The following is a 14,055-nucleotide window of genomic DNA, read 5'->3' as shown; positions in this document are numbered from 1 at the left end:
AAATTTCATTGATACATGTACTCAATATGTATTGAATACGAATGTCTAAATTGCTATCTTGGATGTTTTGTTCATAATACATTTTTTAAAACGCCTCTAGTAGGTTTTTGCGTTCGTTTCCTGGTATTTGTAACTTTCAAACCGTTCAGGAAATATTGTTTATAACTCACTTCAAGGAGTTATTTCATAGCCTAAAAGTTCGGCTTGTTCCAATACTGTTTTAGTAGCTTTTTCTTGTTTGTCAGGTGGATAGCCATATTTACGAAGCAGCCGTTTTACCATTACTCGTAGTTTGGCCCTTGCGCTTTCCCGGACAGTCCAGTCTATGGTAACGTTTTTGCGCACTGTATCAGCAATTTCCTTGGCTAGTTTGCGTAAGGTTTCATCTCCCAGAACCTTCACCGCGCTGTCGTTGGTCTCCAAGGCATCGTAGAAGGCAAGCTCTTTTTCGGTAAGACCAATCTTCTCCCCTCGCCTGTAGGCCTCGCGCATTTCTTTGGCCAGCTTGATGAGCTCTTCTATTACCTCAATGGTGCTGATAGCCCGGTTGTGATACTGCCTGATAGTCTTTTCAAGGAGCTCCGAAAATCTCCTCGCCTGGACGAGGTTTTTCCTCCGGCGTATCTTGATCTCATCGTTGATGAGCTTGCGGAGCAATTCCACGGCCAGGTTTTTCTGGGGCAAATTGCGCACTTCGGCCAGAAACTCATCGGAAAGGATGGAAATATCCGGCTTCTTTAAGCCTGCGGCTTCAAAGAGATCAATGACTCCTTTGGGCACAATGGCGCTTGAAATGATCTGCCTGATGGCAAACTCTTTGTCATCAACCGGACGGCCGCTTTTAGAGATTTTCATCAGGGCTGCTTTTACACTCTGGAAAAAGGCCACTTCGTCACGAATCTCAAGGGCCTCCTCCCTGGGAACAGCCAGGGCAAAGGCTTTAGAGAGTTCGGTTACCGCCTTGATAAAGGCCTCTTTTCGGGAAGGAGCGGCCACAAAGTCCGCAGCCTCACGCAAAATCTTAAGACGCTCCTCAGGGCTTGCGGAAAGGGCCTTTCGGTAATCAAAGCCGTGAAAGATGTCTCTACAAATTTCATATTTTTCAAGCATAATGGCCACGGCCTCGTCCTGGTCCACGGCAGGTTCGCCGCGGCCACCGCCTGCGGTATAAGTGGCAAGCGCCCGTTTGAGACTGTCGGCAATCCCTATGTAATCCACCACCAGCCCGCCGGGTTTATCTCGGAAGACCCTGTTGACTCTGGCGATGGCCTGCATGAGGTTGTGCCCCTGCATGGGCTTGTCAATGTACATGGTGTGAAGGCAAGGAACATCAAACCCCGTAAGCCACATATCACGCACAATGACGATTTTCAAAGGGTCGTTCGGGTCCTTGAAGCGCTCGGCAAGTCTTTCCCTTCGGGCTTTGTTGCGAATATGGGGCTGCCATTCGGGAGGATCTTTGGCTGAGCCGGTCATCACCACCTTGATTACGCCCTTTTCATCGTCCTCAGAGTGCCACTCACGCCTGAGTTTTATGATCTCGTTATAGAGATCAACGCAAATCCGCCGGCTCATACAAACTACCATGGCCTTGCCATCCATGGCAGAAAGTCTTTTTTCAAAGTGTTCCACAAGGTCGCGGGCGATGACCTCAAGGCGCCTTTTGGCCCCTACAATGGTCTCAAGTTGTGCCCACTTGGTCTTGAGCTTTTCCTTTTGCTCAAGCTCTTCCTCTTCGGTGACTTCTTCAAATTCTTCATCAATTTTGGGCTTGAGCTCTTCGGGAAGTTCAAGTTTTGCCAGGCGGCTCTCGTAATAGATGGGCACCGTGGCCCCGTCTTCCACCGCCTGAAGCACGTCGTAAATATTTATGTAGTCGCCAAATACGGCCCTGGTGTTACGGTCGCCGAATTCCACAGGCGTGCCAGTAAACCCTACAAATGTAGCCTTTGGCAGGGCATCCCGCAGGTGTCTGGCAAAGCCTTCTATGAAACCATAATGGCTGCGGTGGGCCTCATCGGCAATGACGATAATGTTTTCCCGATCAGAAAGCAGCGGAAACCTTTCTCCCTTTTCCTCGGGAAGGAATTTTTGAATGGTAGTAAAGATCACCCCTCCTGAAGCCCGCTTCAAAAGCTCTTTCAGGTGCTCCCTGCTTTCGGCCTGCACCGGCCTTTGCCGCAAGAGTTCGTGACCACGGTAAAACTGGCTGAAGAGCTGGTCATCAAGGTCGTTTCGGTCGGTAATAACCACGAGGGTAGGATTTTTGAGCTCTGGGTGCCGAACGAGCTTTCCGGCAAAAAAGAGCATAGTAAGGCTTTTGCCCGAACCCTGCGTGTGCCAGATTACCCCGCCTCTTCGGTCACCTCTTGGGCTTGCTGCTTCAAGGGTCTTTTCTACGGCCTTTCTTGCCGCGTGAAACTGATGATAGGCGGCTACTTTTTTGACCAGGCCCTTTCGGTTTTCTTCAAAGACGGTGAAATGCCGGATCAAATCAAGGAGAAAGTCCTTGCGAAATACTCCTTTAATTATCACCTCAAGCTGAAGCTGAGCATTCGGAGCCGGTTCTTGGCCGTCAATGGTGCGCCAGGGAAGAAACCATTCTTTCCCTGCGGTAAGCGAACCAAGCCTTGCGGAAAGACCGTCTGAGATGACCAGAAGCTCGTTATAAACAAAAAGCGAAGGAACTTCCCGCTTGTAAGTCTGGAACTGGTTATAGGCTGTCCAGATAGTGGCTTCTTCATCAGCGGGATTTTTAAGCTCTATTACGGCTATGGGAAGGCCGTTTAAGAAGACCACCACATCCGGCCGGCGGATGTTTTGCCCTTCCTGTACGGTGAACTGATTTACCACCAGCCAGTCATCGTTTTCCGGGTTTTCAAAATCAACGAGAACTACCCTCTCCCCACGCACCTCGCCGTCTTTAAGAACCTCTACTTCTACCCCATCAACCAGCATCCGGTGAAAGACCCGGTTGTTAAGGATCAGCTCGGGAGAATCAGGATGAAGCACCTTGCGAATGGCATCTTCCAGAGCCTGTGCAGAAGCACCAGGATTAAGCTTATAAACAGCCTCCCGCAGGCGTTCTTTCAGGACCACTTCCGAGTAGGAGTTCCTTTCTGCTTGTGGCTCGCCCGGGGCTATTTCCGGGCCGTGAAGGATTTGGTAGCCCAGGCTTTCGAACCAGGCTAAAGCGGTATGTTCAAGGTGTGATTCAGAGATTTTCATCTCTAGTTTTGTTGCTTCCTCCGGTACTCCATGGCTTCCTTACTCAATTCTTCCACGCTTTTGTCCTTCCACAGATCTCTCTGCCATTTTGTGTAATCAAACGGCTCCCTCTTGAGCAAGGCTATAAACCTCTCTGTTTCTACTTTACCCAGCTCTTTTAAAAGGATTTTGATGCCTTTTATTTTTAGTTCCGTATCTGTAATCATTGTTCCTCCAATATTTTTATGAATTGGATTGGATCAACCAACTTTATTTCTTTAATCTACTTTCGCAAAATTTTATCATCTGTAGTAATGAAATATTCTGCTCCACCTTCAATAGCACATGCTATATGCAGTGCATCTTTAGATTTTAAGCCAATTTTTGTTAAATTTCTAGCTCTTTCTAAAATATTGTCGTTTTCTGTAATGTCTATAATTGCATAACGCTTCCATTCTTGTATAGTCTTCTTTCTTTCTTCAAAAGGATTTTGTTCATTTTCATAATCCAAAATATAGGACCAGATTAATTTAAGAATACCTTCAATAATCTTGCTTTGAATATAAAGTTTTGCCTCTGTTTCTAGTTTTATTCTAATCGAAGATTGATTGTCAAAAGGCCGATTAAAAACGCAATTATCAAGATAAATAACTCTAGTTTTTTTCTTCATGAATAATAAACTCCCGGAAACAAATTACTCTTAAAATAATTCAACTTTCTGAACATGAAGTTTCCCCTAAGTCTTGTTCTTCTTTAGACAACAAATATTCTTCCTCGGTCAAAATTTTTCCATTTGGCATAATGAAATAGATTTTACCGGCTATTCCAATTGGTGTAGCAATGCCGAGCCTTTTATTTTCTTCCAGTATTTTAGGGAAGATAGTAGAGGCTATTCTTTGAGATTCTTCTATGAGAAGATCAATATCAAGTTCTTTCATGGGTTCGACACCTCTTTTAAAAAGATTTCAAAAATAACTTCATCTTTAAACTTTATATAAGTTTTTCTTTCTCAAAGCTATTCTTTTATAACTCTCTATATTACTTTTTATTTCCCAACTATCAAAAAAATCTCTATATAGATACCAAAAGTTTTTGAGGCTTTTCTTATATCTTCTTTTTACCGTCTCAAAATCAACAAAATGGCCTCCTTTTCTGACTCTTTCTTCAATTCTATATTTTAAGATTTCTACATAAGTCGTCTTTCCCGCTCCATTGGGACCGGCAAAAATCACTAAAATGGGATTATTCCTATGGCGATATTCTTTCCTTTTAAGGCTTTGCATTGGACTGTTTTTGGACCGTTAATCAGGTTTTTGAAACAGGTTAAAGTGGTTTGTTCGAGGTGTAATTCAGAGATTTTCATGTTTTCGTTTCCACCTAATTTATAATCTCATTATGATATAACTTTCTCAACACGAATAGTAACTCCAATTTTCAATTCTTATTTTTAACCGACTTCTTCTGCGACCACCTGAAGAGCAACTTTGTATCCCATTCCTTGCAAAAATCTTGCATTTTGCATAAGATTTAATTGACTAAAAAATGGAAGTAAAGATGTTACATCGCTTCCGATTTTCTTGCTAATAATTACATAAGTAACCTCATAACTCGAAGGATTTGGTCTTTGTGAAGCATCAGGAATCAATTCTAAAAACCTCTCTCCGTTATCCATAGTTGCTATTTTTTCACGTATTTTCTCACGAACAGAACTATCTTGTAAAAACACTCTCGCAGATACTGTTCCTTGAGCAAATAAATGACTTAAAGTAGCGGATCTTGTTTTCTTTTTAACGTGAATAATCTGCTTTTTATCGGATAACAAATCACAAAATTCTATAGAAGATACAGCATCTGTAGGCTTGACAAGAATTTTATCTAAACAGATAAAACTATCATCTTCTTGAGCTACACGTCGATTATATTCAGATTCTCGCTCTCCAGTTCTAGCAGTAGGTAAATTATAAACTGGAGGAGGTATTGAGTGGACAAAACTTTTTACGCGTTCGGCAAAGCTACTGTCAATTTCGAACCATTTTCCCTCGATTAAAACATATAAGCGACCTTCATGTATTATTTCCCACACAATGCAATTGAAAAGTGACCACTTATCCTGAAATTGTTCATTATTAATCCATCGGACTGAAACTCTATAGCTTTTTAATTTTTCAATTGTTAGGTTATTTGTCTTGTCTCCAAGTGCATTTAGATATTCTTCAATATCAAGATCGTCGTACTCTTGTTGTCTTGTTCCGGTAATACGAAATTTGTCTAAGGATTGCCAATCAACAACTTCAGGTGGAGCTAAGTGAAGTTTTTCTATATTTTTGTTTTTTATTGCTTCCTCTAATTTAGAGTTTAGGAAATTAATTAGACTTGGATCTCTTACTTCGTTTAAATAGTCTACCCAGCCGAAATATTGTTTATATCGATTATCATAGTAAGCTTCTAAAATTTGCTTGCACTTTTCTCCAAGCTGATCAATTGTGATTTGTGCAGTAAAAGTCAGAGCATCAGCCCCAGTTAATCGCTTTGCAAAAGCTTCATCTTCAGGCTCTCCTGTTACAGCCCGAAGTAAATCTCTCGAAACATCCAAACCAAAAACTCCTAAATCTGCTCCTCGACTTGTTTGTTTTCGGGTAGCAAGCATCATGTCTTCATAAGTTCTCAAATCTAAGCTGCGCAATCTATTCGGATGAATTCGATTTAGAACTACTTTTAGACCAAAATTAAGCTCATAACAATCTGGCTTTAAAAGATTACGGCCATAACCAAAGGTAAACGCAAAAATCCTTTTTTCAGTTTTTATAAAAAGTACACCTGAAGCATTTGAAACACTTATCTCATTAAGATCCAAATCTAATGAGGGTTGAATAAACTCGATCCATTTAGGAGGTCTACTTAACGAAGTAGAATACCAAAACTCTCCTTCAAAAGAAAGTTCCGACCTGAGAGGAATTCTCTTAAGTGCACCAGGATTTCGTAATGCATCCTGAAAAGAACTTATGTTATCTTTCAGCAGCAAGACCGTTAGCTTTTGTGTTTTCTTCTTAGCTGAGCTCACAAAATTTCCCCCACAAACCTTTCCACATTTTTGATACGGATTTGGCCGGAAATGAGTTTGGGAAGAAGGGTGTCGCGGATTGAAGCAAGAATCCGTGATTGTTTAATTAAATGTATTCTTTGTAAAAAAAGTTTCTCTGCTTGTTCGCTAAATTTATTTAAAATTTCTGATTGAGGCACAAGAATATCGAGCATCGACAGAGAACTAATTGTAATTTGAGGTTGTGCTGAACCAGTAATTATCGATTTTATATCCGAATTTTGGAGATACCCTTTAATATAATGGCGATATATATTTAAGTATTTAGGAACAATAGCAATTACATTATTTGTTATAAAACATGGCCCTTCCGTCTCTTGTAATAGGCCACTATTGCTGCCTCTACAGGTAATTAATAATTGAGGTTGATTAAATATTTTTACATCTATATATCCAACAATACCAGCTGCTCCATAAACTGGATAGCCAGATGTAGACAACTTCGCTTTTGGCAAATTCTTTCCATAAAAGAGATCACAAATTGAAGATATTTTCCCTACCCTCCACCCCTTCGGCACCGGTCCAAGAGGTGAATCCTCAAAGGAATCAGGGAAGAGCCGGGCAATTTTGGGGGAAAGTTTGGGGAGTTTGGGATCTTCTTTTTCAAGTTTTTCAAGAATGGCACGGCGGCGGGCGGCTTTTTCCGCCAGGGCGTCGGGAATAGGGTTTCCGGCCTTAAGGGCGTTATCAATTACTGGGTCAAAGTCCACAAACCAGGACTTAAAAGTTGCCTTCGCCATCTCTTCCAGCGTCTCATTCATCCGCCGATTAAGCTCTATCTTGTCATCCAACGTGCCAAGTATGTGAGCAATGGCTTTCTGTTCGGGGAGGGTAAAATGTGGTAAACAAAATCGACCTACATGTTCCCATTTTGCACGAGGCATTCTAGTGCCTTCAGAACCTTGCGATGCAAAATAAACAAATTTTTGGGACGCCATGCAATAAAATAAAAATTTCTGATCGAATCCCGATTTTGCACGGACGACCCATATATCGGTAGAACATACCCCATCAAAAGGTGCAATAATCACCTTACGAAAATAGGGCCGCAATTTGCCAAACAAAATATCGCCTTTGCGAAATTTAAATTTAGTACTCACTGTGTCTTCGGCTTTTCCTACGCCTTTAAGATGAAGTCCCCCTTCCTGTATGTGTTCTAACCCAATATAAGGCAGACCTGCTGCATCTTCAGGATTTACGGTTTCTCTCAATAGAATTGCCATATCAGTAAAAATAGTTTGCCTAGCTTCTATTTTTTTACTTCCCATTTCCCTATTTACTCTTTCATTTCTTAATATCCAGCAAACTGCTAAACTTTCACCCTTACCCTCTCCTCAATCCTTTCCCTGATCTGCAAATACAATCTAGCATTAACATTCTGACAATTCCTCCAGCTCCCTTTCCAATTCCTCTACACTCGGCAAGCTACTTTTAATCTCCTCTGGCAAGGCACGAGTTAGGCGATAGGATGAAACACCAATGGGTTTAGTGGTATCTCTCAGAGCGTACTCTACGATTACTTTATTTTTGGACTTGCAAAGGATGATGCCTATAGATGGCTTATCGTCAGGATGGCGAAGCAAATCGTCCACTGCTGAAAGATAAAAGTTCATCTTGCCAGCATATTCCGGCTTGAATTCGCCAGTTTTAAGTTCTATCACCACATAACAGCGGAGTTTTAGGTGATAAAAGAGGAGGTCCAAGTAAAAATCCTCTCCCCCGACTTCTAGGTGAACCTGGCTTCCCACGAAGGCAAAGCCTACCCCTAACTCAAGGAGGAAATCTCGGATGCGGGTGATGAGCTCTCTTTCAAGCTCGCGTTCGCGAATCTCTTCCCTCAGTTCCAGAAAATCGAAAACATAAGGATCTTTCAAGACTTCCTGGGCGAGGTCTGATTGGGGAGCAGGGAGTGTTCGGTCAAAATTCGTGATAGCTTTTCCCTTACGGTGATAAAGACCGCTTTCTATCTGGTGGACCAGAACATTTCGGCTCCAGCCATACTCAATGGTCTGCTGGATGTACCAAATACGCTCTTTCGGATCTTTGACTTTCTCAAGAAGTGTAATGTTATGATACCAGGTAATTTGTGCAAGCACCTCTTGCACAAATTTTTTGTCAGGATAAGCCTCGGCAAAAGCCCGCATATATTTCAAATTCCGGGCGGAAAAGCCCTTCATGTCTGGGAACTCTCGCCTCAGGTCCTGTGCCAGACGGTCAATCACCTTTGAGCCCCATCCTTCTTTTCTCTGACGTTCCAAAATCATCCGGCCGATTTCCCAGTAGAGCAGGATAAGCTCGCGGTTGGCAGAAAGAGCGGCTTTGACCCGCGCCCTTCGGGTGCGCTCCTTTAAATCCGTTAAAAATTCGCCATAGCCGGCAGGTAATCTATTCTCCAAACCCAAGCTCCTCTCAATTCACGAAAACCTTACGCCCAACTGCCGAAGCATCTCAAAGGTGTCCACATAAGGTACGTTAAATGCTCGGCAGACATTAGGTATAGGAATTTTACGTTTAATGTCTGGTTTGAATTGTTCGTGGGTGACTACTATAGCTCTTTTGGCCAAAGCATAGGCCACTACCCATGCATCAGCATTGTCTGCTCGAGCAAATTCTGCTTTCGCACTCTCTTTAAACTGTGTTTGCTCATAAGCCCATTGTATAATTTGGCGGTAGGCATCTATCACTTCTTCATCCATAGTTGAGTCAAAGTGCTCGTGAAACTGTCCCGTAGCCCATTTTGCCACTTCGTCGTTTAAGCGGGCTAATTCATCCTTAACCCGATCTATACTTACAATTCGCCCGTTCTGAGCCCAATATAACAGTGCATCCCAGAAAGCCGGGGCAAGATCGAAAGCGTAGTAGCGTCTTGCAGCTTCAATAAAAACGTTTGCATCCAGTACAAAAAACATGGGGTGGTTTATTTACCTCCCTACTCCTAAAATGTACTTTGCGAACCGCTCAAACGTTTTGCCGTATAGCCCTGTAAGCCGGTAGGCCTCGTGGTAAAGGAGTTTTCCTTCTTTTGCCATTCGAACTATAGCTTCACTGAAACGACGGCCAAGACGAACCCTTTGAGCCGCGTAGAAGTGGCCACCTTCTTGGTCGGACATCCTTAAGCGCTCTCGTTCCTGATAGTCCCGGTAAAAATTGAAAAATTCTTCTCGGCTGATTAACCCAAGATCCTGGGCTCGACGGGCAATTACGACTTTACTTACCTTGAATCGGCGAGCAAGTTTCCGAAATGGTTCAGGATCTCTATTAAGAGAAAACCACTCTTTACGCAAAGCATCTTGGGGTACCAAAAATTCGGCTGCAATTTGGTCACAGGCCCGTTCGGTTATATTGTCGGCAGGTTGCATATCGCGTAAATCAAAGATTGCACTGCTTCCCAGCCAGATATGTGCCAATTCATGAGCTAATGTGAACATTTGTGCTGCCTTTGCATCGTTGGCGTTTATAAAAATTAACGGTGCATATTCATCTACGAGCACAAATCCCCGAAATTCTTCGACACAGAGCTTTCGGCGAGTGTTATTTCCTACGATACCGCTGGTAGAAAGAAGGATGCCCGCATCTTCGATTTTATCTTTTAGAGCTTGAAGCGCTGCGCTCCAGGTGGAGTAGCGAGAAGCCCAGTTTGGTGGAAGTCCTAAGGTTTCTCGAATCTTTCCGGCCACTGCGCTGGGATGATCTTTTGGAGAAGCAAAGCCAACAAAAGGCAGCGGATCATGGCCTTGCTCAATTAGATATTCCCGCATCCAGGCTTGCCTTTGTTGCATAATCTGAACCGTTTCGAGTAACTCGGGGCTTGGCTCCGATGCAATTCCTTTGTCTAAAGTACGGAAAAAAGGAATAGGTAGACGTTCTCGTGGTGGTTCAGGTAGTAGAAGATAACCAAAAGGTACAGAGGCTGCTTTAGCTAGTTCTTCAAGTTGCCTTAGTGTAGGTTGCTTTGTCCCCTCAAGCCATTCTTTATGGCGTGGGAATTTACTTTCAAGGTCTATTCGCGTACTAGCCCGCGCCAAGACCCATTCAAGAACTTTTGGAGCAACTTCTATTCTAACGAGCACCATGTCTCACCTACTATAAGACATGTTTTAACAAAAACTTTACATCCAACTGTGAAAGTATTTCGAAGGTCACATAAGACACCTTAAATGCCAGAACTGAAAAGAACATTTTGTCATTTTTATAAACAATGTTCATTTTAAATCGAACAATGTTCATTTCCCCAGTTTTTGAATAAAAACATCTATGTTTTAAAATCATCATCTTGATTCTTTTTCCAAAATAATTTTCACCTTCTCTTTTAAATCCGGTAAATCATTAGCTATGATCTCCCAAATATTTTCCAGATCTACTCCGAAATATTCGTGAATTACCACGTTTCTTAGACCAACAATCCTTCGCCAAGGGATACCAGAATATTTATCTCGGAGTTTGGGTGGGATATTCCTAGCAGCTTCACCAATTATTTCCAAATTTCGGATAACAGCGTCAATTGTACGTTCGTCGTTCTCGAAATCTTTATAAGACATACCGAGAACATATCTTTCTATTTTTTCTATACATTCCAAAATATCGTAAAGAAACAAAGTCACATCACGTTTAGACACTTACCAGCTCCTCTCTTATATACTGCCAAAGCCTCGGTTTACGGATAACGGCTTTTTTAGAAACTACATCAACTTTAATACCTAAGATTTGTTCCAAATAATCTTTGAGATCTACTATCTTTAAGCCAATTGGTCTTTCAAACTCCACCAAAATATCAACATCGCTAGCAGAAGTTTCCTCCCCACGCACATAAGAACCAAAAAGATTAATCTCTTTAACTTGAAATTTTTTAGCTAATATTGATTTGTGTTCTTGAAGGATGCGCTTTATCTCTTCCAAAGATTTAGTCCCCATAAAACCCAAGCTCCCTTAAGTTGTATTTTATAGCCTCTTCAAGTTTTGTGCTTTCGGCAAACTGCGCCTCTAGCTCCGCCACCAGGCGCTTCATTTTTTCCTCAAAAACTTCATCATCCTCTTCCTGAATCTCTACACCCACATAACGACCAGGGGTGAGGATATAGTCATGCTCCCTGATCTTCTCTATAATCGCGCTTTTACAGAATCCGGGAATGTCTTTATACTCGCCGGTGCCTTCCTCACCGCGCCAGGCGTGGTAGGTCCGGGCAATTCTCTCAATCTCCTTGTCTGTTAGCTCCCGATGGACGCGATCCACCATGACGCCCATCTTCCGGGCATCAATGAAAAGGACCTCCCCTCGGCGATCGCGTAAGGGCTTGCCTCCTTTGGTGGGTTTGCCGGATTTATCCCGCGCGATGAACCACAGGCAAGCCGGGATCTGAGTGCTGTAAAAGAGCTGTGGTGGAAGAGCCACAATGCAGTCCACCAAGTCGGCCTCAATAATCTTTTTGCGGATTTCGCCTTCTCCTCCCTGGTTGGAAGAAAGAGAACCATTGGCCAATACAAAGCCGGTAATACCTACCGGCGAAAGATGATGGATGATGTGCTGCACCCAGGCAAAGTTAGCGTTATTCGCTGGAGGAACACCGAATTTCCAGCGCACATCATTTTTGAGACTTTCCTGTCCCCAGGCCTTCTGATTAAAAGGTGGATTGGCAAGGATGAAATCTGCCTTAAGCTGAGGATGTAAGTCATTGTAAAAAGTATCTGCTGCATGTGGGCTAAGATTGGCCTCAATGCCGCGGATAGCGAGGTTCATCTTGGCCAGGCGCCAGGTGGTAGGGTTTGATTCCTGACCATAAATGGAGATATCACGCACATGTCCACCATGGGCCTTGATAAATTCCTCACTTTGGACAAACATACCTCCTGAACCACAACAGGGGTCATATACCCGGCCTTTGTAAGGTTCAATCATTTCTACTAAAAGCCGAACAATGCAGCGTGGGGTGTAAAATTCACCACCTTTGCGGCCTTCAGCACTAGCAAACTGACCAAGGAAGTATTCATAAACTCGTCCTAAGATGTCTTTAGACTGATTTTCACGCCCACCAAAGCCTATAGTGCCAATTAAATCTACAAGTTCTCCAAGACGCCTTTTGTCTAAATCTGGCCGAGCATAGATTTTTGGGAGAACACCTTTAAGACTAGGGTTTTCCTTTTCAATGGCTACCATAGCATCATCAATGATTCGGCCAATATCTGGTTGTTTAGCTCTTTCCTGAATGTATGACCAGCGTGCTTTGGGTGGGACATAAAAGACGTTTTCGGCGAGGTACTCGTCTCTATCCTCCAAAGTTTCGTAACGAGCCTCAGGCTCTTTGATAAACCACGGGCTTTCTGGATCTGTAACTTCTTGTTCTAACTGTTTTCTCCGTTCTTCAAAGGCATCTGAAAGATATTTCAAAAAGATGAGTCCAAGAACTACATGCTTGTATTCCGCAGCGTCAAGGTGCCCCCGAAGTCTGTTTGCTGCCTCCCAAAGTTTGGCTTCAAAACCAAGATTGGCACCATTGTTTGTCTTTGTTTGAGACTGGGACTTCTTTGGCCCTTGGTGGGTATCTTTGGTAGCCATGGTAGTAGCCTTTTCAATTTTTACTGTCATTTAGTTTTCCCCTATGAGATAAAATCTCACAGATAAGTTTTAATTTGCTTTCATTAAACTCTACTGCCTCCTCCGCTTCATTTACGGGTTTTCCCTTGCGGTACATGATTTAGTTTTATATCGTTTTTATTATTGATAATCAATATAAAAAGGTTTTTAAAGAAGGAAAATGTTATATTAACTTTAAAGTTTACTTAAGGACTTAGGACTTCTATTTCTTTAAATTTTAAAAAATCAGCTTGATTGTAGGTATAAAGGCGGGTGACATTATTAGAAAGCATGGTGGCCACTAATTGCAAGTCAAAGATTTCTTGTCGGGTGACTTCATACCGTTTTAAGAGGTCTAATATTATTTTAACAATGTTAGGCCCAGGATAAATTTTTAAAATGCTTTTGGAATGGAAATATTTTCCCATTTCTAAGATAGCTTCTTTCGGGGTTCTGGGATTGTTGACCCGTCGAGGATCAGTGATAATGGCAAAAAATTCATTTAAAACTTGGGGACAAACACATAGAAGAGTTTCTCCTTTTAGCCCTTTTTCTCTTAGAGAAACGGCTGCTTGGTGAAAAGGCGAGGTCTCATCAGCCGCGTAAACCAAGATATTGGTATCCAAAAGACTAATTTTAGAGGTAATCATAGATTTCTTTTCTGGTTAGTTTGCCTTTAACACCCAAGGGCCAAGAGGCAAAAAGCAGTTTCCCTTCCTCTTCTGTCTTTACTTTTTTTCTTTTCAATCTTTCTCTCAAAAACTCAACCAGCTCCTGAAGAAATCTAATCTCTTCTTCAGGCAAATCAGAAACGTCAATAGTGTCAGTCATCCCTAAACCTCCTTTGTTCATTATAAGTTAATGGGTTGTTTCAACATTTTTATTAAATCCTGATTGAGGTTTAATCAACCTTTATTATCTCCCAGTTTAGAAAAGCTAAAAAAAGCTGTCAAGCTTTATTATTGAATCAGTGACCTATGAAAAGATCATTTTTAAGAGAATGCCTCGTCAAGGAAAATTCATTATTCCCCTAAAATTAATCACTTTACTGCAATCCTTTTATGCTTCCCAACTTTAAAAGGAAAAAGAAATAGTGCGCATTTGCATAAAGGCAGAAGAAGTTCTTTTCATGAGCTAAATCTATCATAATTGCTAAGTGAGCTCAAGAAACACTTTTTCT

The 14,055-nt window shown here is 42.2% G+C and carries 15 protein-coding genes; all 15 read right to left on the bottom strand.

Translation table 11 applies throughout. The features are described from left to right. Window positions 1-171: 171 nt before the first annotated feature. Entirely contained in the window at window positions 172-3,228 is a 3,057-nt protein-coding gene (locus tag AC3WVG_RS10115) for a type I restriction endonuclease subunit R (protein WP_488798002.1), read from the bottom strand. Window positions 3,229-3,230: 2 nt separating this feature from the next. Further along, window positions 3,231-3,434, bottom strand: coding sequence for a hypothetical protein (locus AC3WVG_RS10110; protein ID WP_488798001.1), 204 nt, complete (start codon window positions 3,432-3,434; stop codon window positions 3,231-3,233). Between the two features lie 56 nt (window positions 3,435-3,490). Then, on the bottom strand, window positions 3,491-3,877 hold the full coding sequence (locus AC3WVG_RS10105; RefSeq protein WP_488798000.1) for a PIN domain-containing protein: 387 nt from the start codon (window positions 3,875-3,877) through the stop codon (window positions 3,491-3,493). Window positions 3,878-3,917: 40 nt separating this feature from the next. Further along, window positions 3,918-4,145, bottom strand: a complete 228-nt coding sequence (locus AC3WVG_RS10100; RefSeq protein ID WP_488797999.1) for a hypothetical protein — start codon at window positions 4,143-4,145, stop codon at window positions 3,918-3,920. A 45-nt stretch (window positions 4,146-4,190) separates the two neighbouring features. Further along, entirely contained in the window at window positions 4,191-4,490 is a 300-nt protein-coding gene (locus tag AC3WVG_RS10095; RefSeq protein ID WP_488797998.1) for a hypothetical protein, read from the bottom strand. Between the two features lie 164 nt (window positions 4,491-4,654). Further along, window positions 4,655-6,268 (bottom strand): DUF6119 family protein, encoded by a 1,614-nt coding sequence (locus AC3WVG_RS10090; RefSeq protein WP_488797997.1) that lies wholly within the window; start codon window positions 6,266-6,268, stop codon window positions 4,655-4,657. Beyond that, entirely contained in the window at window positions 6,265-7,575 is a 1,311-nt protein-coding gene (locus AC3WVG_RS10085) for a restriction endonuclease subunit S (protein ID WP_488797996.1), read from the bottom strand. Before AC3WVG_RS10085 ends, AC3WVG_RS10090 begins: the two co-directional genes overlap by 4 nt. A gap of 102 nt (window positions 7,576-7,677) precedes the next feature. Then, window positions 7,678-8,703 (bottom strand): PDDEXK nuclease domain-containing protein, encoded by a 1,026-nt coding sequence (locus tag AC3WVG_RS10080; protein ID WP_488797995.1) that lies wholly within the window; start codon window positions 8,701-8,703, stop codon window positions 7,678-7,680. An 18-nt stretch (window positions 8,704-8,721) separates the two neighbouring features. Beyond that, complete coding sequence (locus AC3WVG_RS10075; protein ID WP_488797994.1) at window positions 8,722-9,216, bottom strand: DUF4411 family protein; 495 nt, start codon at window positions 9,214-9,216, stop codon at window positions 8,722-8,724. A gap of 12 nt (window positions 9,217-9,228) precedes the next feature. Further along, window positions 9,229-10,380, bottom strand: a complete 1,152-nt coding sequence (locus tag AC3WVG_RS10070; RefSeq protein ID WP_488797993.1) for an ImmA/IrrE family metallo-endopeptidase — start codon at window positions 10,378-10,380, stop codon at window positions 9,229-9,231. Between the two features lie 195 nt (window positions 10,381-10,575). Then, window positions 10,576-10,923 (bottom strand): HepT-like ribonuclease domain-containing protein, encoded by a 348-nt coding sequence (locus AC3WVG_RS10065; protein WP_488797992.1) that lies wholly within the window; start codon window positions 10,921-10,923, stop codon window positions 10,576-10,578. Then, complete coding sequence (locus AC3WVG_RS10060) at window positions 10,916-11,218, bottom strand: nucleotidyltransferase family protein (protein WP_488797991.1); 303 nt, start codon at window positions 11,216-11,218, stop codon at window positions 10,916-10,918. The genes AC3WVG_RS10065 and AC3WVG_RS10060 overlap by 8 nt, the downstream gene beginning before the upstream one ends. Continuing rightward, window positions 11,208-12,887, bottom strand: a complete 1,680-nt coding sequence (locus AC3WVG_RS10055) for a class I SAM-dependent DNA methyltransferase (RefSeq protein ID WP_488797990.1) — start codon at window positions 12,885-12,887, stop codon at window positions 11,208-11,210. The genes AC3WVG_RS10060 and AC3WVG_RS10055 overlap by 11 nt, the downstream gene beginning before the upstream one ends. Before the next feature lie 194 nt (window positions 12,888-13,081). Beyond that, the gene (locus AC3WVG_RS10050) at window positions 13,082-13,525 is read right to left on the bottom strand and encodes a type II toxin-antitoxin system VapC family toxin (protein ID WP_488797989.1); all 444 of its coding nucleotides are present in this window, start codon (window positions 13,523-13,525) and stop codon (window positions 13,082-13,084) included. Further along, entirely contained in the window at window positions 13,512-13,706 is a 195-nt protein-coding gene (locus AC3WVG_RS10045) for a hypothetical protein (protein ID WP_488797988.1), read from the bottom strand. The genes AC3WVG_RS10050 and AC3WVG_RS10045 overlap by 14 nt, the downstream gene beginning before the upstream one ends. Window positions 13,707-14,055: the final 349 nt, after the last annotated feature.

Source organism: Desulfovulcanus sp. (assembly GCF_982781345.1).
This window is presented reverse-complemented; position numbering and strand designations above follow the sequence as displayed.

Bases quoted from the DNA above. Each gene is read 5' to 3' on its own strand.
- AC3WVG_RS10115 (WP_488798002.1), bottom strand. From the start codon at position 3,228: ATGAAAATCTCTGAATCACACCTTGAACATACCGCTTTAGCCTGGTTC.
- AC3WVG_RS10110 (WP_488798001.1), bottom strand. From the start codon at position 3,434: ATGATTACAGATACGGAACTAAAAATAAAAGGCATCAAAATCCTTTTA.
- AC3WVG_RS10105 (WP_488798000.1), bottom strand. From the start codon at position 3,877: ATGAAGAAAAAAACTAGAGTTATTTATCTTGATAATTGCGTTTTTAAT.
- AC3WVG_RS10100 (WP_488797999.1), bottom strand. From the start codon at position 4,145: ATGAAAGAACTTGATATTGATCTTCTCATAGAAGAATCTCAAAGAATA.
- AC3WVG_RS10095 (WP_488797998.1), bottom strand. From the start codon at position 4,490: ATGCAAAGCCTTAAAAGGAAAGAATATCGCCATAGGAATAATCCCATT.
- AC3WVG_RS10085 (WP_488797996.1), bottom strand. From the start codon at position 7,575: ATGGGAAGTAAAAAAATAGAAGCTAGGCAAACTATTTTTACTGATATG.
- AC3WVG_RS10075 (WP_488797994.1), bottom strand. From the start codon at position 9,216: ATGTTTTTTGTACTGGATGCAAACGTTTTTATTGAAGCTGCAAGACGC.
- AC3WVG_RS10070 (WP_488797993.1), bottom strand. From the start codon at position 10,380: ATGGTGCTCGTTAGAATAGAAGTTGCTCCAAAAGTTCTTGAATGGGTC.
- AC3WVG_RS10060 (WP_488797991.1), bottom strand. From the start codon at position 11,218: ATGGGGACTAAATCTTTGGAAGAGATAAAGCGCATCCTTCAAGAACAC.
- AC3WVG_RS10055 (WP_488797990.1), bottom strand. From the start codon at position 12,887: ATGACAGTAAAAATTGAAAAGGCTACTACCATGGCTACCAAAGATACC.
- AC3WVG_RS10050 (WP_488797989.1), bottom strand. From the start codon at position 13,525: ATGATTACCTCTAAAATTAGTCTTTTGGATACCAATATCTTGGTTTAC.
- AC3WVG_RS10045 (WP_488797988.1), bottom strand. From the start codon at position 13,706: ATGACTGACACTATTGACGTTTCTGATTTGCCTGAAGAAGAGATTAGA.